The sequence below is a fragment of the Pantoea sp. C8B4 genome (assembly GCF_051336905.1).
In the GTDB taxonomy this organism is placed as follows: Bacteria; Pseudomonadota; Gammaproteobacteria; order Enterobacterales; family Enterobacteriaceae; genus Pantoea; species Pantoea rwandensis_B.
Genome location: NZ_JBGMNK010000008.1, coordinates 176,081 through 195,491, shown reverse-complemented (window position 1 = coordinate 195,491; position 19,411 = coordinate 176,081). Strand labels below are relative to the sequence as shown.

The 19,411-nt window shown below is 54.4% G+C and carries 16 protein-coding genes; 10 read left to right on the top strand and 6 right to left on the bottom strand.

The genetic code is table 11. The features are described from left to right. Positions 1 to 108: 108 nt before the first annotated feature. Positions 109 to 303 carry a hypothetical protein gene (locus tag ACCW76_RS12450; protein ID WP_045814029.1) on the bottom strand — a complete coding sequence of 65 codons (195 nt, stop codon included), beginning with the start codon at positions 301 to 303 and terminating at the stop codon, positions 109 to 111. 265 nt (positions 304 to 568) lie between these two features. Between ACCW76_RS12450 and mntR the strand changes: the two genes are divergently transcribed. The 8 genes from mntR (at position 569) to ACCW76_RS12410 (ending at position 10,921) form a co-directional block, all read left to right on the top strand. After that, complete coding sequence (gene mntR, locus ACCW76_RS12445) at positions 569 to 1,027, top strand: manganese-binding transcriptional regulator MntR (RefSeq protein WP_045814028.1); 459 nt, start codon at positions 569 to 571, stop codon at positions 1,025 to 1,027. A gap of 21 nt (positions 1,028 to 1,048) precedes the next feature. Continuing rightward, positions 1,049 to 2,158 (top strand): SLC13 family permease, encoded by a 1,110-nt coding sequence (locus ACCW76_RS12440; protein ID WP_436338673.1) that lies wholly within the window; start codon positions 1,049 to 1,051, stop codon positions 2,156 to 2,158. A 187-nt stretch (positions 2,159 to 2,345) separates the two neighbouring features. Then, entirely contained in the window at positions 2,346 to 3,476 is a 1,131-nt protein-coding gene (locus tag ACCW76_RS12435; RefSeq protein WP_436338672.1) for an HlyD family secretion protein, read from the top strand. Next, a complete protein-coding gene (locus ACCW76_RS12430; protein WP_038647927.1) occupies positions 3,473 to 5,041 on the top strand; it encodes a DHA2 family efflux MFS transporter permease subunit in 1,569 nt (522 codons plus the stop codon). Before ACCW76_RS12435 ends, ACCW76_RS12430 begins: the two co-directional genes overlap by 4 nt. Position 5,042: 1 nt before the next feature. Beyond that, positions 5,043 to 6,560, top strand: a complete 1,518-nt coding sequence (locus ACCW76_RS12425; protein WP_436338671.1) for an efflux transporter outer membrane subunit — start codon at positions 5,043 to 5,045, stop codon at positions 6,558 to 6,560. A gap of 268 nt (positions 6,561 to 6,828) precedes the next feature. After that, on the top strand, positions 6,829 to 8,310 hold the full coding sequence (locus ACCW76_RS12420) for a sugar porter family MFS transporter (RefSeq protein ID WP_045834175.1): 1,482 nt from the start codon (positions 6,829 to 6,831) through the stop codon (positions 8,308 to 8,310). Between the two features lie 431 nt (positions 8,311 to 8,741). Next, a complete protein-coding gene (locus tag ACCW76_RS12415) occupies positions 8,742 to 9,143 on the top strand; it encodes an H-NS family histone-like protein (RefSeq protein WP_034820857.1) in 402 nt (133 codons plus the stop codon). Between the two features lie 185 nt (positions 9,144 to 9,328). Next, positions 9,329 to 10,921 (top strand): ABC-F family ATPase, encoded by a 1,593-nt coding sequence (locus tag ACCW76_RS12410; RefSeq protein WP_436338670.1) that lies wholly within the window; start codon positions 9,329 to 9,331, stop codon positions 10,919 to 10,921. A gap of 940 nt (positions 10,922 to 11,861) precedes the next feature. Here the strand turns inward: ACCW76_RS12410 and ACCW76_RS12405 are convergent. From ACCW76_RS12405 to ACCW76_RS12390, 4 genes are read right to left on the bottom strand one after another with little or no spacing between them, the layout of a single operon-like run. Beyond that, on the bottom strand, positions 11,862 to 13,301 hold the full coding sequence (locus tag ACCW76_RS12405) for an NAD-dependent succinate-semialdehyde dehydrogenase (RefSeq protein ID WP_436338669.1): 1,440 nt from the start codon (positions 13,299 to 13,301) through the stop codon (positions 11,862 to 11,864). Beyond that, on the bottom strand, positions 13,298 to 14,347 hold the full coding sequence (locus ACCW76_RS12400; RefSeq protein ID WP_045814021.1) for an aldo/keto reductase: 1,050 nt from the start codon (positions 14,345 to 14,347) through the stop codon (positions 13,298 to 13,300). Before ACCW76_RS12400 ends, ACCW76_RS12405 begins: the two co-directional genes overlap by 4 nt. A 13-nt stretch (positions 14,348 to 14,360) precedes the next feature. Next, entirely contained in the window at positions 14,361 to 14,861 is a 501-nt protein-coding gene (gene fae, locus ACCW76_RS12395) for a formaldehyde-activating enzyme (protein WP_045814020.1), read from the bottom strand. Positions 14,862 to 14,873: 12 nt separating this feature from the next. Continuing rightward, positions 14,874 to 16,238, bottom strand: coding sequence for an MFS transporter (locus tag ACCW76_RS12390; RefSeq protein WP_436338668.1), 1,365 nt, complete (start codon positions 16,236 to 16,238; stop codon positions 14,874 to 14,876). Positions 16,239 to 16,459: 221 nt separating this feature from the next. On the opposite strand from ACCW76_RS12390, the gene ACCW76_RS12385 reads away from it, so the two are divergent. Both ACCW76_RS12385 and ACCW76_RS12380 read left to right on the top strand, forming a co-directional pair. After that, positions 16,460 to 17,377, top strand: coding sequence for a LysR substrate-binding domain-containing protein (locus ACCW76_RS12385; RefSeq protein ID WP_436338667.1), 918 nt, complete (start codon positions 16,460 to 16,462; stop codon positions 17,375 to 17,377). 18 nt (positions 17,378 to 17,395) lie between these two features. After that, complete coding sequence (locus ACCW76_RS12380; protein WP_045814037.1) at positions 17,396 to 17,968, top strand: glycerol-3-phosphate responsive antiterminator; 573 nt, start codon at positions 17,396 to 17,398, stop codon at positions 17,966 to 17,968. On the opposite strand, the gene ACCW76_RS12375 is transcribed toward ACCW76_RS12380, so the two are convergent. Then, positions 17,965 to 19,410 (bottom strand): FGGY-family carbohydrate kinase, encoded by a 1,446-nt coding sequence (locus ACCW76_RS12375; protein WP_436338666.1) that lies wholly within the window; start codon positions 19,408 to 19,410, stop codon positions 17,965 to 17,967. The two genes, ACCW76_RS12380 and ACCW76_RS12375, sit on opposite strands and share 4 nt — an antisense overlap. Position 19,411 lies beyond the last annotated feature (1 nt).

Here is a 19,411-nt window from a genome sequence, read left to right as displayed (position 1 = left end):
ATTCGTTCAATAACAATAGAAAGAGTGGGACTAAAAAGGTAACAAAATGTGAGATCGTGCAAAGGATCCGTCAGAGAAACGGATCCTGTGAAGGAATTTATGGATGAATCAGCCGCGCCAGATGAGATTAGGGCAAGGGCGCTCGGTCAACTGTTTGCCGGTCAGCTTTTCAATCAGCATCAGACGCAGGGCAAAGGGCGAGCGTTTAAACAGGCACAGCAGCGATTTCAGCTCAAAAGCCGGTTTGCTCTGCTCAACCTGGAAGCATTTGCCACAGTCGAGGCAGTTTTTCATGGTGGTCATGTTCACCTCCCGAATGAATAACGACGTAACAGTAAGCATAAACCTGCGATAAACAGCAGGAAAAGGAGTAGCAGCAGATAGGGTGCGTTCATCATTGCCTCCTAAATAAGCTATTCGCTTACATTACGAACAAAGATAGCACTGGCTATACTCTTTAGCCAACACTATTTAGGAAAAATTTGTGCTTATTTGTGCCTGGTTTACAATGAGCGCAGTCAGGCCCGCACCGCAGGTAAAGTGCGGCAGATAATAAAGAGGAAGCTGAATGAGTCGTCGTGCAAAGAGCGCCACCAATACGCCCCAGGGGCCGCTTAAAGATATAGAGGAGCATGTCGAAGGATTTCGCCAGGTGCGCGAAGCGCATCGACGTGAACTTATTGATGACTACGTAGAGTTAATCTCTGATTTGATTCGTGAATTTGGTGAAGCCCGCCAGGTCGATATGGCCGCGCGCCTCGGCGTTTCACAACCCACCGTGGCAAAGATGTTGAAGCGTTTAGGCACAACTGGTCTGGTGGAACAGGTTCCCTATCGCGGCGTTTTTCTGACGGCTGAAGGTGAAAAGCTGGCTGAAGCGAGCCGTGTGCGCCACCACATTGTGGAAACCTTCTTGCTGGCTTTAGGTATTAGCCCGGAAACTGCCCGCCGGGATTCTGAAGGTCTGGAACATCACGTCAGTGATGAAACCCTCGCCGTCTTCCAGAAGTTTTACGAGAGCCGCTAACCTACAAGGCCTTCCGCCATCATGCCCATCGTGCTGCGTTCCTTAATGCGTGATCGTATTTTGCATTTGCTGTTGCTGTTGGGTGTGATTTTATTGCCGCTGGCGGAGTATCGTTGGTCGCAATTGCCTGCCGCCGTTGACTGGCACACTATCATGACGCTCACCGGGCTATTGATGTTGACCAAAGGGCTGGAAAACAGCGGCTATTTTGATGTGCTCGGCGCACGTCTGGTACAGCGCTTTCAACATGAGCGCACGCTGGCGCTGTTTATGGTCTGTGCCGCAGCGCTGCTTTCCACCTTTCTCACCAACGATGTGGCACTTTTTATTCTGGTGCCGCTGACGCTGACGTTGCGCAAATTCTCACGTCTGCCGATTTCCCGACTGATCATTTTTGAAGCGCTGGCGGTGAATGCCGGATCGCTGTTGACGCCGGTGGGCAATCCGCAAAATATTCTGTTATGGAGCCACGGTACGCTCAGCGTGCCGGGATTTATCCTGCAGATGTCACCGCTGGCTGCGGTATTAATGATCAGCCTGATGGCGCTCACCTGGTGGAGTTTTCCCAAACGAACCATCCAGAAGCATGCGCAAAGCGAAGCGCATCAATGGCAAAAACCGTTGTTTATCATCAGCGTGCTGCTCTATCTGGTGTTTATTGTCGCTTTAGAGCTGAAAATGACCGGATGGGCACTGTTATTGGTGGCAGGCTGCTTCCTGATCATGGCGCGCAGCGTATTGATCAGTATTGACTGGAGCTTGTTACTGGTATTTGTCGCGATGTTCATCGATGTGTTTTTACTGATGCATCTTCCCCTGCTGCAACCGTATTTCGCCGCGATAGGTCATTTAAGCGAAGGGGGGTTATATTTGCTGGCGATCGGTCTTTCACAGGTCATCAGTAATGTGCCGGCAACCATTCTTTTGCTGCAAAAAGTGCCGCCCACCGAGGCGCTCGCCTGGGCCGTCAACATTGGCGGGTTTGGCTTGCTGCCGGGTTCATTGGCTAACCTGATTGCGCTGCGTATGGCGCAGGACAGCAAAGTCTGGTGGCGTTTTCACCTGTTTTCTCTGCCCATGCTGGCGTGGTCGATGCTGTGTGGCTGGTTCCTGTTACGCTGGCTACATTAAGCCTGCCATTTTGTTCTGCGCGATGAGCTGACGCGCTGATTATTCAGCGCGTTATCGCACTCAGTGGCAGAAAATGCGTTGATTGTTGGCTTGTGTAAAGTTGTACTGGCATTTGTCAATTTTCGATCTAAGGTTAAGTTGACCGTTTTTGCCCGTGGATCGGGATCACAGCCAGCGATGATAACCTATGAGTGATAACCAAAATCAGCCGCCCGCTCGCGAGCAGCAGGATGCACAGCACGCTTCAGACTCCAGTCTAGAAAACAACGAACCGCAACGTAAACGCCCCGGCAAAAAGCCCCTGATCATTCTTGCCATCGTGGTCGTGATCATGCTGCTGGTGGGACTGTGGTTCTGGTTTACCACGCGCAATATTGAAACCACGGATGATGCCTTTACCGAAGGCGATGCGGTGACTATTGCGCCGAAAGCAGCGGGTTATGTGGTGAAGCTGCTGGTGAGAGACAACCAGCGGGTGAAGCAGGGCGATTTGCTGGTGGAGATCGATCCGCGCGATACCAGTGCCCAACGCGATCAGGCCAAAGCCCAACTCGGTCTGGCGAAGGCGCAACTGCATCAGGCACAGGCGCAATTAGCGCTGTCTCGCGTGCAGTATCCTGCGCAGCGCGATCAGGCGTTAGCCGATCAAGCAAAAGCTCAGGCCAATCTTTTGAATGCGCAGGCGGATTATCGTCGTCAGCGCGGCGTAGATCCTCGCGCGACTTCCCAACGTAACATCGATACTGCGGCCGCGCAGTTGCGCTCCGCTGAAGCACAAATGCAAAGTGCTAAAGCACAGGTCGAAGTGGCTTCACAGGTGCAATTGCAGATTCGTCAGCAGGAAACCAATGTGGAGGCGCGCCAGCAGCAGGTTGAGCAGGCGCAGGCACAGCTCAACACCGCCGAACTGAATCTCTCTTATACCCAAGTGCGCGCCCCCTACGATGGCTTTGTCACCAAGCGTAACGTGCAGGTCGGCACACTGGTACAGGCCGGCACGGCGCTGTTTTCACTGGTGTCGCCGGATATCTGGATCAATGCCAACTTCAAAGAGTCACAGCTGGCACGAATGAATCCCGGTGACAAAGTGGATATCAGTATCGATGCCTGGCCTGATATGAAGCTGGAAGGGCACGTTGATAGCGTGCAGATGGGCTCCGGCTCGCGCTTCTCCACCTTCCCGGCCGAAAATGCCACCGGTAACTATGTGAAAATTGTTCAGCGCGTGCCGGTGAAAATCGTTATCGATAAAGGGTTGGATCCGAATCATCCGCTGCCGCTGGGCCTGTCGGTTGAGCCGAAGGTCACTGTCGAATGAGTGCGAGCGAAAGCTGGCGTCCGGCCAGCAATCCCTGGCTGGTCGCCATCACGGTGACGCTGGCGGTGTTTATGGAAATCCTCGACACCACCATCGTTAACGTGGCGCTGCCGCACATTGCCGGCTCACTCTCTTCCAGTTACGACGAATCCACCTGGGTGCTGACTTCCTATTTGGTAGCCAACGGCATTGTGTTGCCCATTTCCGCCTTCTTTAGCCGCTTGTTTGGGCGTAAACAGTTCTTCCTGATCTGTATTGTCATGTTCACCATCTGCTCGTTCCTGTGCGGTATCGCCACCGAGCTATGGCAAATCATTCTGTTCCGCGTGTTGCAGGGCTTTTTCGGCGGCGGTTTGCAGCCGGTGCAGCAATCGGTGCTCCTCGATTACTTTAAAGCGGAAGATCGTGGCAAAGCTTTTGGTCTCTCGTCGATTGCGATTATCGTTGCGCCAGTGATCGGCCCCACACTCGGCGGCTGGATCACCGATAACTACAGCTGGCGCTGGGTGTTCTTCATTAACATCCCGGTCGGAATTTTAACGGTGCTGGCGATCTATCAGCTGCTGGAAGATCCGCCGTGGGAGCGTAAATGGGCGAAGGGCAAGCTGAAGATCGATTACATCGGCATCAGCTTGATCACCCTTGGACTCGGCTGTTTGCAGGTGTTCCTCGACCGTGGCGAAGATGAAGACTGGTTTGCCTCGCACTTTATTCGCCTGTTTTGCATGCTGGCGGTGATCGGCATTGTCGGCGCTGTCTATTGGTTGCTGTATGCACGTAAACCAGTGGTAGATATCACGGTCATGAAAGATCGTAACTTCTGGGTGGCCGGTTTGCTGATGGCAGGCATGGCGATGATTCTGTATGGCAGTTCGGTGGTACTTCCACAGCTGGCGCAGCAGGATCTGGGCTATACCGCGACCTGGTCTGGGCTGGTACTCTCGCCTGGTGCGATATTGATCGTCCTGACTATTCCGCTGGTGCTGAAGCTGATGCCGATTGTGCAAACACGCTACATCATTGCTTTCGGCTTTACCTGTCTCGCCAGCGCCTTCTTTTATTCCACGACCTTAACGCCGAACGTTGATTTTACCACCCTGGTATTAATGCGCAGTGCGCAATCGATAGGGCTGGGTTTTCTGTTTGTGCCGCTGACTACCATTGCTTTTATTACGGTGCCGCAACGGCTCAATGCGGATGCATCGGCATTGTTTACCATGTTCCGTAATGTGGCGGGATCGATCGGGATTTCACTGGCAACGGCAGGGATTACCGAACGTATGCAGACGCGCTCAGCGAATATGGTGCATAACATGACGCCGCTTAATGAGCCGTTCAACCTGACTTTGCAGCATTGGGCGCAGGCGATTCGCGACTTTACCAGCGCCGTCGGTGATCCACTGACGCTGGCGACCGGTCAGCTGTACAAAGAGATGATTGCGCAGGCGCGTATCCTTGCGTATATCGACGTATTTATGGGTCTGAGTATTGTGGCCTTGCTGTTGATTCCATTTTGTTGGTTGCTTTCGCCGATCAAGAGCGAAGGCAGTGCAGGAGCACACTAAAATGATCACCTCTTCGCGCTTGAGTTTGCTGGCGCTCTCTCTGCTTCTGGCGGGTTGCGCTGTGGGTCCTGATTATCAGCCTCCCCATGCACAGGCACCGGGCAGCTATCGCGATTTACCGTCGCAGGAAGCCTCAAAGCCGCAATCGGCGGCCACCAACCCGCTATGGTGGAAAAGCTTCAATGACCCACAGCTGGATAGCCTGATCGAACGCGCCATCGCAGGTAACTTAACTTTGCAGCAATCGGTGCTGCGCATTGCCGGTGCACGTGAGCAACTGGCACAGGCGCGCGGAGGGCTTTTTCCGTCACTCAATGGTTCAGCCAAAGTGACTCGTCAGCAGTTGGGTTTAAAAGGCTTACTTAAGTCCAACGGGGTTTACGATCAGGTGGACAGTGACGTTGCCAGCCAGCTGAATGGCCTCGATCACTCTGTCACGCTGTACCAGGGTAGCTTTGACGCCAGCTGGGAGCTGGATCTGTGGGGCAAAGTGCGGCGTCAGATGGAAGCCGCAGATGCGCAGCAGCAGGCCGCCATCGAACAGCGCAATGATGCGCTCGTGTCGCTCGAAGCGGAAGTGGCGCGCGCCTATCTGCAACTGCGCGGCGCGCAAGCGGTGCTCAACACGCTGCAGCAGCAAATCGATGTGGCGCAGCAAACCTGGGAACTGACGCAAAGCCAGCAGCGTAACGGCATGGCACCGCTCACCGATGTGGAAAACGCGCGTGCACAGCTGGCCTCGTTGAATGCGCAATTGCCAGGTTATCAATCGCAGGAGCGGCAGGCCATGAATGGCTTAGCGGTTTTGCTGGGCAAAACGCCGGGCGCACTGGATAACGAGTTGATGAGCAGTAAAGCGTTACCCGCGCTGCCGAAAATGGTGGCGGTGGGGATCCCATCCACGCTGGCGCGACGACGTCCGGATATTCGGCAAGCGGAAGCCAATCTGCATGCGCAGACCGCCAACATCGGCGTGTCGGTGGCGGATCTGTTCCCAAGCCTGTCACTGACGGGTCAACTCGGGGTTCGCAACACCGATGCCAGCTATCTGGATGACTGGAGCAGCCATTTCTACAGCATTGGACCCTCGCTCTCCATTCCGATTTTCCAGGGCGGGCGTTTGGTCTCCAGTGTGAAACTGGCGCGCGCGCAGCAGGCCAATGCGGCGCTGGAATATCGCCAGACGGTGCTGACCGCCTTGCAGGATGTCGAGAATGCCCTGGTCAGCTATCGCGCCGATCAGCAGCAGGTGACAGCTTTGGATGAAACCACTGGCGCATTGCAGAGAGCATTTGATCTCGCCAGTGATAGCTACAAGCAGGGGATTTCCACCTTCCTGGATGTGTTGGACGCACAGCGCCAGTTAGCGCAGGCAGAAGCACAATCGACACAGGCACGAATGCAAAGTGCACTGGATTTAGTCGCGTTGTACAAAGCGCTGGGCGGCGGCTGGGAACCTTATCAGAACGTTAATCTGCCTGAATATTCTGTGTTTGGCCCTGCCACCACGGTGCCTTAATCGTAAAAAGGGGCAGTCTGTGGGTTGCCCCAGCATCAGGCATCCCACTCCGCCCATTTTGGAACGAAAATTTTCGTTTTGGATTAAATGCAAATTTCCCTCTGATCACTCTTCACTGATTTACACGCAGCAAAGCCCCTTTTTGTGATCTGCTCCGCATGTAAATGCGGTGTTTATGATCTGTCGCGCAAAATTTAAATTTCATAATTATTCCTGTTGGTTGAAATAAACTATTTTTAAATCTTCTCTCACTGTTAAGGAGTGGATTATGCCGCGGGAAAACTACCTTACCCCCAACAAAGCATCAGGGCCGAACAGCAGCACGCGCACTGAACCCTTTGTGAAGGTGATAGCAATGATTGCCACCTTAGGGGGGTTGCTGTTCGGCTATGACACCGGTGTGATTTCTGGCGCACTGTTATTTATGGGTAACGATCTCCATCTGACACCCTTTACCACGGGGTTGGTCACCAGCAGCCTGCTGTTTGGCGCGGCTTTTGGTGCCCTGGCGTCAGGCCACTTTGCCGCCGCGGCCGGGCGGAGAAAAATCATTCTGGTGCTGGCGGTGATTTTCGCCATTGGCGCAATCGGCACCGCGTTAGCACCTGACGTTGAATGGATGATTTTCTTCCGCCTGGTATTGGGTGTAGCGGTGGGAGGTGCGTCAGCAACGGTTCCGGTGTACATCGCGGAGATGGCGCCCGCCAACAAACGTGGCCAGTTAGTGACCATGCAAGAACTGATGATCGTCTCCGGGCAGATGTTGGCTTACATCTCCAACGCCGGATTTAACGCGGTATGGGGCGGTGATACCACCTGGCGCTGGATGCTGGCGGTCGCGACGGTGCCTGCCGTGCTGCTGTGGTTTGGCATGCTGTTTATGCCCGACTCACCGCGTTGGTATGCGATGAAAGGGCGGTTGGCGGAAGCGCGTCAGGTGCTGGAACGCACGCGAGCTAAACAAGATGTTGAGTGGGAACTCACGGAAATAGAAGAGACCTTAGCTGAAGAGCAACATGAAACGCGCCCACGCCTGCGTGAACTTCGCCAACCCTGGCTGTTTAAATTATTTTTGATTGGCGTGGGGATTGCGGTCATACAGCAGTTAACCGGGGTGAATACCATCATGTATTACGCTCCGACCATGTTAAAAGCCGTGGGCATGAGCGATAACGCAGCATTAATTGCCACCATCGCCAATGGCGTTATTTCGGTATTAATGACTTTCGTTGGTATCTGGCTGCTGGGGCGCATTGGGCGTCGTACCATGACGATGTTGGGACAGTTTGGCTGTACCGCCTGTCTGGTGTTTATTGGTGCCGTCAGTTATTTCATGCCGGAGACGGTAAATGGTCAACCTGATGTACTGCGCAGTTATATGGTGCTGCTGGGAATGCTGATGTTTTTGAGCTTCCAGCAAGGAGCACTCTCACCCGTGACCTGGTTGCTATTGTCTGAAATTTTCCCTACACGTCTGCGTGGGATATTTATGGGCGGCGCCGTGTTTGCTATGTGGATCGCTAATTTCCTTATCTCGCTGATGTTCCCGATCCTGTTGGCATCGGTGGGTTTATCGGGAGCGTTCTTTATTTTTGCGCTAGTCGGAATAGGGGGAGCCATTTTTGTGGTTCGCTATGTACCAGAAACACGAAATCGTTCGCTGGAACAGATCGAGCATTATTTGCACGACTGGCTGTCAAATGAAGAACCGCAACCGCAGTTGACGCACGCTGTGAAGAAAAGCTCGTAACCTGAGGTGACGTTTTATGAGGGTAAAAGCCGGTGCATGCGCTGGCTTTTTATCGTAAAGGGGGATAAAAATGCGATTGTGCTCTCAACTGTAAAAATATAATAATCACCTGTGAAAATAGATTTTTGTCCATAACATTAATCTTCATTAATCTGCTAACACACTTCAGCCAGGCAAGGCATTAGCCGCTAAATGCTTGTTTATCAGCCGGGAATAACCTCTGAAATCGGTACCAGTTCCAGTCGGTGGTACTAAAATGCTGTTGTTAATTCACCGTTAATTAAAGCTTCTCGCTGGGGGGATCGCTCAAATTGTGAATACGTTAATCAGTTAGGAATTATCCGTCCGCATAAATTAATTTATTTTTTTATTTGAATTGGGTAATCTTGCCACTACAGTTTATTTAAACCCCCTTAAGCAAGGACCTTGTGATGAGTGACGCATTTAAAGTTCTGAACAACATTCGCACATTACGTGCGCAGGCTCGTGAACTGCCATTGACCGATCTGGAAGAGATTCTGGAGAAATTAACCGTGGTGGTGACTGAGCGCCGCGACGAAGTTCATGCAGAAGAAGCGCAGAATCGCGAGAAAGAAGAAAAGCTGTCTAAATACCGCGAAATGCTGCTGGCTGACGGTATTGACCCGAACGAATTACTGGGTGCGCTGGAAACCGGTAAAAAACGCGCGAAGCGTGCACCGCGTCCGGCTAAATATTCTTACACCGATGAGAACGGTGAAGAGAAATCATGGACCGGCCAGGGCCGTACCCCAGCAGCGATTAAGAAAGCGCTGGACTCTGGTAAAAGCCTGGACAGCTTCCTGATCAAATAATCTACACAATCCTTGTAAGCGGGAGCCGAAGACCACGTTGTCTTCGGCTTTTTTATTTCTCTATTTGCAACAACGCGTTCAACGCCTTCGCTCGCTGCCCGCAGGCGCAGAGGTGGCGTCCCGGTGCTGCTTTCTGGCATAATGCCCGCTGTTTTTTCCTCCACTGCGTAACAAAGGTCAATGCCGTGTTAGTTTCCAGCAATATTACTATGCAGTTCGGCAGTAAGCCGCTGTTTGAGAATATCTCCGTTAAGTTTGGCGGCGGTAATCGTTACGGTTTAATCGGTGCGAACGGCAGCGGTAAATCGACCTTCATGAAAATACTGGGCGGCGACCTGGTACCGACCAACGGTAATGTTTCACTCGACCCTAACGAGCGTATCGGTAAGTTACGCCAGGACCAATTTGCTTTTGAGCAATTTAGCGTGCTGGATACGGTGATTATGGGGCACGCCGAATTATGGGCGGTGAAGGAAGAGCGCGACCGTATTTATGCTTTGCCAGAAATGAGCGAAGAGGAAGGCTATAAAGTTGCCGACCTGGAAGTCGAATACGGTGAAATGGATGGTTACAGCGCGGAATCTCGTGCCGGTGAATTATTACTGGGCGTGGGTATTCCGGTGGAACAGCATTACGGTCCGATGAGCGAAATCGCACCAGGTTGGAAACTGCGTGTGCTGTTGGCGCAGGCATTATTCTCAAACCCGGATATTTTGCTGCTCGACGAACCGACGAACAACCTGGATATTGATACCATTCGTTGGCTGGAGCAGGTGCTAAACGAACGTAACAGTACCATGATTATCATTTCGCATGACCGTCACTTCCTGAATATGGTGTGTACGCACATGGCGGATCTGGATTACGGCGAGCTGCGCGTGTATCCAGGAAATTATGACGAATATATGACCGCGGCGACGCAAGCGCGTGAACGTTTAATTTCTGATAACGCGAAGAAGAAAGCGCAAATTGCTGACCTGCAATCGTTCGTTAGCCGTTTTAGTGCCAACGCCTCTAAATCGCGTCAGGCTACTTCGCGTGCCAAGCAGATTGATAAAATTAAACTGGATGAAGTTAAGGCGTCCAGCCGTCAGAACCCTTATATCCGTTTTGACCAGGATAAGAAGCTGTTCCGTAATGCGCTGGAAGTTGAGGCACTGACGAAAGGATTCGATAACGGTCCGCTGTTCAGCAAGCTTAATCTGATGGTTGAAGTTGGCGAGAAAGTGGCTATTTTGGGCGCCAACGGTATCGGTAAAACCACGTTGCTGAAAACATTGGTCGGTGAGCTAACGCCTGACAACGGCACCGTGAAATGGTCCGAGAATGCGCTCATTGGTTATTACGCGCAGGATCACGCAGATGATTTCGCCGATGACCTGAGTGTGTTCGACTGGATGAGCCAGTGGAAGCAGGAAGGTGATGACGAGCAAGCGGTGCGCAGTATTCTGGGCCGTCTGCTGTTTGGTCATGATGAAATCAAGAAGCCTGCTAAAGTGCTGTCCGGTGGTGAGAAAGGCCGCATGCTGTTTGGCAAGCTGATGATGCAGAAGCCGAACATCTTGATCATGGATGAACCGACCAACCACCTCGATATGGAATCGATTGAATCGCTTAACCTGGCACTTGAAGGTTACGAAGGCACCCTGATTTTCGTTTCGCATGACCGTGAGTTTGTCAGTTCACTGGCAACCCGCGTGATGGAGATGAAGGGCGATCGCATTATCGACTTCACCGGCAACTACGAAGATTATCTGCGCAGTCAGGGTATCGTTTAAGATCGTTACACCCCTATAGCCTCGTCCGCCGCATCCCAGTGGCGGGCGCTTTACTGTGGCTTGCTATTGCGCCTGTCAGTGTTGCACCTTCAGGCATAAATGGTGGGCCGCTCCGTAAAGACGGCGTGAATACATCCCTGTAGCCTCGACCGCCGCATCCCTGCGGCGAACGCTTTACTCCGGACCCACCATTCCTGCCTTTATCAACATTTGTGCTCTCTTTGGTTAAGGCACTCTGCACGGCTCATCCTGGCACCATAGGTGGTTTAAACAGCAGCACCCCAGGTTATAGGGAAGATAAGGTTCGCCCGAAGAGCAAAGCGTCTGGGCCAGGGATGGCCCAGCCGATCGGCATGGATGCCGGTTTCCTTTGCGATCGGGCGGACCTTATCTGACCCTGCGCCCGACCTTCAGCGAAAAAAAAACCAAACAAACGTACATCTAACCATGTAGATGTGACCGCCGCATCCCAGTGGCGGGCGCTTTACCCTGGTTTGCTATTTAGCCTGTAAGTGTTGCACCTTCAGGCATAAATGGTGGGTCGCTCCGTAAAGACGGCGTGAATACATCCCTGTAGCCTCGACCGCCGCATCCCTGCGGCGAACGCTTTACTCCGGACCCACCATTCCTGCCTTTATCAACATTTGTACTCTCTGTTGGTTAATTCAACTAGCATGGCCTATCCGGTTAAAACAGCAGCACCCCAGGTTATAGGGAAGATAAGGTTCGCCCGAAGAGCAAAGCGTCTGGGCCATGGATGGCCCAGCCGATCGGCATGGATGCCGGTTTCCTTTGCGATCGGGCGGACCTTATCTGACCCTGCACCTGACCTTCAGCGAAACCCGCGAAACTCCCCAAACCAGCCAAACCAGCCAAACCAGCCAAACCAGCCAAACCAGCCAAATCGGCTAAACCAGCCAAATCGGCTAAACCAGCCAAACTACCCAATCTGCCCAATATTCACATACTGGGTTTCCAGGTACTCCTCCAGCCCAACATCCGCGCCCTCGCGCCCTAATCCTGAGGCTTTCACGCCACCAAACGGCGCCACTTCTGTGGAGATAATCCCTTCGTTAACGCCGACCATGCCGCTCTCTAGTTGCGGAGTGACGCGCAGCGCCCGCGCCAGATCACGGGTAAACAGATAGGCGGCAAGGCCATAAGGCGTATTATTGGCGCGCTCAATCACTTCCTGTTCCGTACGGAATCGGAAGCAGGCGGCAACCGGGCCGAAAGTCTCTTCGTGCGCCAGACGCATCTGTTCATTGGCATCGGCCAGCACCGTGGGCTGATAAAAGCTGCCACCCAATGCATGACGCTCCCCGCCGCAAACCAAACGCGCACCGTGCTGCAAGGCATCCTGCACATGCGCTTCGACCTTCTCCATGGCTCGCTGATGAATCAGTGGCCCCTGCTGTGCGCCTGGTGTCAGGCCCGGTGCGACTTTCAACGCGTTAGCCGCCGCAGCCAGTTTGGTGACGAATTGATCATACACGCCATCCTGCACGTAAAAGCGGTTCACGCAGATGCAGGTCTGTCCGCTGTTGCGGAATTTGGCGGCCATGGCGCTTTCGATTGCGGCATCAATATCGGCATCATCGAACACGATAAACGGTGCATTACCGCCCAGCTCCAGCGACAACTTCTTCACTGAACTCGCGGCATCACGCATCAGCAACTGGCCAACGGCCGTAGAGCCGGTGAAGGAAATTTTCCGTACCGTATCGTGGTGCGTCAGCGTGTGGCCAATCTCCACCGTTTCCCCGCTCACCGCATTCAGCACGCCAGACGGAACGCCAGCCTGTTCCGCCAGCACCAACAGGGCAAAGGCTGACAGCGGTGTCTCATTCGCCGGCTTCACAATCGCGGTACAACCGGCGGCTAGCGCCGGGCCCAGCTTGCGCGTCAACATCGCCAGCGGGAAATTCCATGGCGTTATCGCGGCGACCACGCCCACGGGCTGTTTCAGCGTCAGGATCAGATTTCCGGCCTTGGTTGAAGGGATCGTCTTGCCGTTGGCACGCTTGCCTTCCTCGGCAAACCATTCAATAAAACTGGCGGCGTAAAGCACTTCGCCACGCGCTTCTGCCAGCACTTTTCCTTGTTCCTGTACCACCAACTGCGCCAGCGCTTCCTGATTCTCGAGAATCAATTGATACCAGCGCTGTAAGATCGCTGCACGCGCTTTGGCGGTTAAGGCACGCCAGGCGGGTAGGGCGGCGGCGGCGGCATCAATCGCGCGGGTGGTTTCCGCCGCGCCAACGTTGGCCACCTGCGCCACCACGCTGTTGTCAGCGGGATTGATCACATCATAAGTGCGATCGCTTTCCAGCCATTGTCCATTGCAATACCAGCCGGTACGCAGCAGTGAAGATGTCATGCGATATTCCTTGCAGATTGAAGTGAGTTATCCGTAAACACCGTGCGCGCAGCACGACTATGACGGGCGATACGTTTACCTGCGGTGTAATCGTTGATCACGTCGCACGGCGTATAGTTGCGTTCCAGTTCGAAGCGCTCCTCGCTATCCAGCGGGGTATGCAGTGCAGCAATCGCGCTATCCAGTTGGGCAACGCTGTCTGCGCCTACCAGCATCGAATCCACACCCGGATGGGACAACACCCAGGCCTGAGCAATCTGCGCACTGGTCAACCCGCGCGCGGCGGCAACACGGCCAACGGATTCCGCAATCTGGATCGAGGCTTCATCGGCATACATTTCACGCGTGAAAAAATCAGTTTGATTGCGGATGGATTGCGCATCGCCACTCAACAGCCCGCGCGCCAGTGGGCTAAACACGGAAACGCCCAGCCCCTGATCACGGCAGAACGGCATCATTTCGCGTTCCTCCTCGCGGTAAGCGCAGTTCAGCTGCAGTTGCATATTGATCGGTTTCACAAACCCGTTGCGTTCGCAGCACCACAAAATCTTCGCCAGTTGCCAGCAATACATGGTGGAAACGCCGACGTAGCGTGCTTTGCCGCTACGCACGATGCTGTTCATCGCTTCCCACGTCTCTTCGATTGGCGTGTTCACGTCGAAGTAGTGCAGCATGTAGATATCAACATAGTCGGTGCCAAGACGGCGCAGACTGCCATCAATACTGTCGAGAATGTGCTTACGCGAGTGGCCCTGATTGTTCTGACCTCCGCCAAGGGGATAACCGACTTTGGTGGTCAGCACCAGTTCATCACGCTGGGCGATACGTTTTAAAACGCGGCCTACCACTTCTTCACCGGCACCGCTGGAGTAGAAATCGGCCAGATCGATAAAGTTAATCCCGCTCTCCAGCGCGTGACGAATAATCGGCTCGCTTTGTGCCTCGTCAAAAATCCACGGTTTCCAGCTCTTGCTGCCCATATTCATGGTGCCGAGGCAAAGACGCGACACCTGTAAACCACTGTGGCCCAGTTTGATGTATTCCATGCTGCAACTCCTGCTACTTCGGGGAATAAAAGGGATTGCCCAACTCGGGCAGGGCATTGATTAACTGCTGACGTCCTGGCAGCTTCTCCATGGCCGCTTCTATCGCCACCTTGCAGGCGCGATAGTTATTAGCAAACACTTCATCGAGATCGGTACAGCCCGGATTCACCCAGTTAGCAGTGACAATGCACCACTCATCTTCGGCTTCCGGTGGCAACGTGCCTTGCAACTGCGCCTCGGTTACGGCTTTGGCAATCGCTGCCTGTGAAGCACCCCAGGTGGCGTTGCCGTGCAGATCGCTACTGATAGCGGCTTTGTTGACATACAGCGTCATCGGTTTGGCTGGCACGTTAGGCTTGATCACCACCATAAATGGGCAGTGGCCCTGGGAAGGCGTCGCCAGGCTGGTGGAGAAGGCCTGACCTACCACGCCGCTGCGCGGTCCAATCATGATATTGATATGCGAAGCGTTAACGCCGTCGCCTGCAAAGCCTTCACCGATATACATTTCCATCATTGCCTCCAGTTACAGATGTTGTGTTGAAGTTGAAGCGTTAGGGCTGAGCGCTTTATCTACCGTCGGGGTCTCTTGAGAAGCGTCAGTGAGCGTCAGACCTTTGGTTTCGGGTGCCCAGGCGATGGACACCAGCGCGCCGAGCACCAGAATGGCCGCCAGCAAACCCATGGTGCCGGCGATGCCGTAATTGACGATGGCGAGTGGCAGCAGCAGCGTACCCACCGCCGAGCCCAGTCGGCTCATCGAGGTGGCGAAACCTACGCCGCGAGATCGCACATCGGTAGGGAAGCTCTCCGCCGGGAACACGCCCACCAGGTTGCTCACTGCCGACATAATCAGCGTGAAAGCGGCAAACAGCAGAATCAGCCAGATACCGGGACTGGTGTGCAGCAGGCTCAGCAGCAGCAAACTGGCCGCAAGGAAAATAAAGGAACCGATCAGGAAGCCTCGGCGCGAGCACATCGCCGTGAGCACGATGCCCAGCACGGCACCTACCAGCAGCAGACCGCTTAGCAGCAGGTCGGTGGCAAAGCCTTGATCAAGACCCATCTCGCGCAGGATGGCGGGCAGGAAGGTGTAGATGGCGAAATAAGGGATCACCAGACAGACAAAGAACAGGCAGTTAAAGGCGGTACGGCGACGATAGCGCGGGCGGAAAAGTGCGCTCAGGCTGCCATCCTGCTCCTGCTGTTTCTCTTCCTGTAATGTGACGTGTGAGCCAAACAAACGATGAACGATGGCCATGGCTTCCTCTCGACGGCCACGACGTAATAGCCAGCGCGGGGATTCCGGCGTACCAATACGCAACAGCAAGATCGCCAAAGCCGGTAGAGCAGAGGACGCGAGTAACCAGCGCCAGCCATCAACGTGTGCCTGCAGTGCCAGATGTCCAGCAAAGCTGGCGGCGACATAGCCGACAGTCCACAGCACGCTGAAGGCCCCTAACAGTACGCCGCGATGTTTGCGCGGGGCAAACTCCGCCAGAATGGTATGACCGACCGAGAAGTCACCGCCTAAGCCGAAGCCAATCAGCACGCGCAGCAGGAACAGTTGCTCTGCTGACTGGGCAAAAAACTGCATACCAGATGCGAGGGTAATCAGGATAAAGCTAAAGCAGAAAATCTTTTGGCGGCCGACGCTGTCGGCGATCCAACCGAGAATCAGGCTACCGAGAAATAACCCGATCAACGCCGAGCTGCCAATCATGCCTTGCCAGAAAGGCGTGAGTGACATTTGCGGCGTCATCTGTGTCAGCGCAAAGCCAACGGAACCGAGAATGTAGCCATCGGTGAGATGCGCACCGAAGGTGAGCCCGGTGATTTTGAGGTGAAAGCGATTTAAGGGTACATCATCCATCAGAGTCGTTTGCGTCATGTTCCTTCCTCCTTCGGGGAGAGATGGTTGTTATTTTATTGTTATCTGGATGAGAAATTACTGTGGCATTGGAGCCGGGGGCAGGCCAGTGCGAAAAAGTCATACCCCTATTCCGCAATTTCCTGTGATTGCACTCAAAAATTTAGGTTTACGTTCTCCGTTACCGTCTGGGTTGTGGTTAGATTGGCGCGATGTTTTACCGCCTGGCTGCTGGAGTCAGAATGAGAAAGTTGCCTTCACTCAGTATGTTACGGCTGTTCGAAGAGACCTGTCGTACGCTGAGCTTCAGTAAAGCCGCCGATGCCTTGTTCATGACGCAGAGCGCCGCCAGCCGCCAGATGCGCCAGCTGGAAACCTTCCTTGGGAAAGATCTGTTCGTTCGTAGCCACAGCGGATTGATGCTGACGCCGGAAGCCATCCAGCTTTTGCCAGTGGTTCGTCAGTCGCTGGATCTGCTGGAAGAGGGCGTACGCAGCGTGCAGCAACACAACCCCCGTCAACACCTGCGTTTACAGGTCGCCCCTACGTTTGCCACGCGCTGGTTAGCGCCGCGTCTGGTGTCATTGCGTCAACAGCATCGTCAGTTGCAAATCATGCTGATCAGTGAAGCGCGGCAGAAATACAGCGACTTCGATTGCGCGATTCGTTTTGGCTCGCAGCAGGATGCGCAAGAGGCAGGCGCGGAAGGAGAATGGCTGTGTCATGAAACGCTGGTGCTGGTGGGCAGTCCGCTGCTGATGCTGGATGGCATCTGGCCAGATATCAGCCTGATGCCGCAGTTGCACGTGTTGAATGGCGACAGTCGGCTGGATAATTGGTCGCGCTGGTATCAGGCCTGCGGTGAAACTGCACCACTGGAAGATAACGGATTAGCGTTCAGTACGCAGGATCAGGTGATTAATGCCTGTGTCACTGGCGCAGGTTTTGCCGTGCTGGATCGTGCCATGGTGCGTAACGAACTGAACAGCGGCGTGTTGGTTCAAATCTCGCCGCAATTGCTTTCCAGCGCCAATGGCTACTGGCTGGAGGTGCCATTCGGCAAACAGATGTTGCCACGCGTGGCGGTATTTCGGGATTGGCTGCTGGCGGAGATGCAACGTTTCAACGCTGCCACGCCTGCAGCCAGCGTTATCCTTTAGTGAACAGGTGGGTATGTGGTGGATTTAGTTGAATTGTTAAAGAGCTCGCCGGTGGTTGCCGCTGTCAAAGATGCCCAAAGCCTGCAACAGGCGATTGACTCACCTTGCCAGGTGGTGTCGGTGTTGTATGGCAACATATGCAATATCGGGCGCATTGTCGGACAGATAAAACAGGCCGGGAAAATTGCCTTTGTACACGTCGATTTGCTGGAAGGCAGTTCACGCCAGGAAGTGGTGATCCAGTTCCTGAAAATCGTGACGCAGGCTGATGGCATCATCAGTACCAAACCCGCGATGCTGAAAGCCGCACGGCAGCATGGTTTCTGGGCAATCCATCGCCTGTTCGTGCTGGATTCCATCTCCTTCAACAACATTGATAAACAAGTGGCGCAGTCGCAGCCCGACATTGTGGAGATCCTGCCAGGCTGTATGCCGAAGGTGCTGGGCTGGATCACCGAGCGCATCAGTCAACCGATCATTGCCGGCGGACTGGTATGCGACGAAGAGGATGCACAGCGGGCATTAGCGGCGGGTGCGCTGGCCGTCTCCACCACCAACGCTGGCGTCTGGCCATTGGCGCAGCGACGCTAAGCCTCCGCGAGTGGGCTAAGGCGCTTTAGCAGGGGATCGAGCGCGCGATGAAGTTGCTGGTAAACCTGCTGATTCAGTTGCTGATACAGCGCATGATGGCGAGCATTCGGCAGGAATGTCTCGCCGGTTTTCACCAGCGCGGCCACGCCTTCCTGATAACTTTGCCACACACCCAATGCCATGCCCGCATTGAGGGCACAGCCAATAGCGGCGGAGCTACGCATCGCATTGCGGCGGGCAGGCACACCAAAGATATCGGCGAACAGTTGCATAAACAGATCGCTGTTGGCACCGCCGCCGGAAATCACTAACTGTGTCAGCGGGCGATCCAGCGCCTGCATCATCGGGTCCAGATGGTTTTTCATGGTGAACACGATGCCTTCCAGCAGAGAACGGAACAGGTGCGCGCGGGTGTGGCGACCATCAAAACCGATGATCGCCCCTTTGCGCCACGGTGCTTCGGCCGGTGCGGACCAATCGTGCAGCGTGATGAGTCCATCGCTGCCGGCCGGAACCACACTGGCTTCAGCGCCGAGCAGGGTTTCAATATCCACACCGGTGTCCTGTGCATCCTGCAGTGCCGCCGCGCCAAACTGATCGCGGAACCAACTCACCGTCCACATCCCTCGCCGAACGCCCATGCACTCGTAGAGAAAATGGCCCGGCAACGCAGCCTGGAACGGCCAGAAGTGTTCGCTGGCGTGCGGTTGCGCGTCACCATGCACCATCGCCCCAATGTAGGTGCCCAGTGAAATCAGCGCTTCGCCCTGAGCCAGTGCGCCAGCACCTAAGGCTTCCACCGCTTTGTCATGGGCGGTTGCGATAATCGGTAAGCCCAGCGGTAAACCGCTCGCCCGCGCGGCGGTTGAGGTGACCTCGCCCAGCATTTCGCCGGGGCGCACCACATCAAATAGCTGCTCCCGGCGCACATGGCAGCTCGTCATTTTGTTGTCGTCCCACGTCTGGCGTGCATCATCCATCGGCCAGCAGCCAATGTAGTTGGCGCTAGTATCGCGCGCCTGGCCTGTCAGGCGATGGGTGATATAGCCTGACGTGGTGGTGACCCAGCGCACTTCACCGTATTCTGGCTCGGGTTGATAAGGCTGATTGAGCCGTACATCCATCCAGTTGATCACCGGCCAGGCCAGTTCACCATCCTGACGCATCAGCACCCGGCAGCAGCGGATCACGCACAGTCCAGCAGCCAGCAGCTGATGATCCTGACCACCGAACTGATGGAAACGCGTCATCGCCGCACGGCAGGCTTGTTGGACCGAGTACCAAAGATCGTCATCAGGATGCTCAGCACGATTTGGCTGAGGGATCTCCAGCGCACGTAGCGGCTGCTGTGCACTGCACATCACCTCTCCGTCGGTACGGAAAATCACCACTTTGGCACTCTGTGTGCCGACATCAATTCCCATCAAATAACGCGCAGACATA

Coding starts and splice junctions, on each gene's coding strand:
- ACCW76_RS12450 (WP_045814029.1), bottom strand. CDS start 303: ATGACCACCATGAAAAACTGCCTCGACTGTGGCAAATGCTTCCAGGTT.
- mntR (WP_045814028.1), top strand. CDS start 569: ATGAGTCGTCGTGCAAAGAGCGCCACCAATACGCCCCAGGGGCCGCTT.
- ACCW76_RS12440 (WP_436338673.1), top strand. CDS start 1,049: ATGCCCATCGTGCTGCGTTCCTTAATGCGTGATCGTATTTTGCATTTG.
- ACCW76_RS12435 (WP_436338672.1), top strand. CDS start 2,346: ATGAGTGATAACCAAAATCAGCCGCCCGCTCGCGAGCAGCAGGATGCA.
- ACCW76_RS12430 (WP_038647927.1), top strand. CDS start 3,473: ATGAGTGCGAGCGAAAGCTGGCGTCCGGCCAGCAATCCCTGGCTGGTC.
- ACCW76_RS12425 (WP_436338671.1), top strand. CDS start 5,043: ATGATCACCTCTTCGCGCTTGAGTTTGCTGGCGCTCTCTCTGCTTCTG.
- ACCW76_RS12420 (WP_045834175.1), top strand. CDS start 6,829: ATGCCGCGGGAAAACTACCTTACCCCCAACAAAGCATCAGGGCCGAAC.
- ACCW76_RS12415 (WP_034820857.1), top strand. CDS start 8,742: ATGAGTGACGCATTTAAAGTTCTGAACAACATTCGCACATTACGTGCG.
- ACCW76_RS12405 (WP_436338669.1), bottom strand. CDS start 13,301: ATGACATCTTCACTGCTGCGTACCGGCTGGTATTGCAATGGACAATGG.
- ACCW76_RS12400 (WP_045814021.1), bottom strand. CDS start 14,347: ATGGAATACATCAAACTGGGCCACAGTGGTTTACAGGTGTCGCGTCTT.
- fae (WP_045814020.1), bottom strand. CDS start 14,861: ATGGAAATGTATATCGGTGAAGGCTTTGCAGGCGACGGCGTTAACGCT.
- ACCW76_RS12390 (WP_436338668.1), bottom strand. CDS start 16,238: ATGACGCAAACGACTCTGATGGATGATGTACCCTTAAATCGCTTTCAC.
- ACCW76_RS12385 (WP_436338667.1), top strand. CDS start 16,460: ATGAGAAAGTTGCCTTCACTCAGTATGTTACGGCTGTTCGAAGAGACC.
- ACCW76_RS12375 (WP_436338666.1), bottom strand. CDS start 19,410: ATGTCTGCGCGTTATTTGATGGGAATTGATGTCGGCACACAGAGTGCC.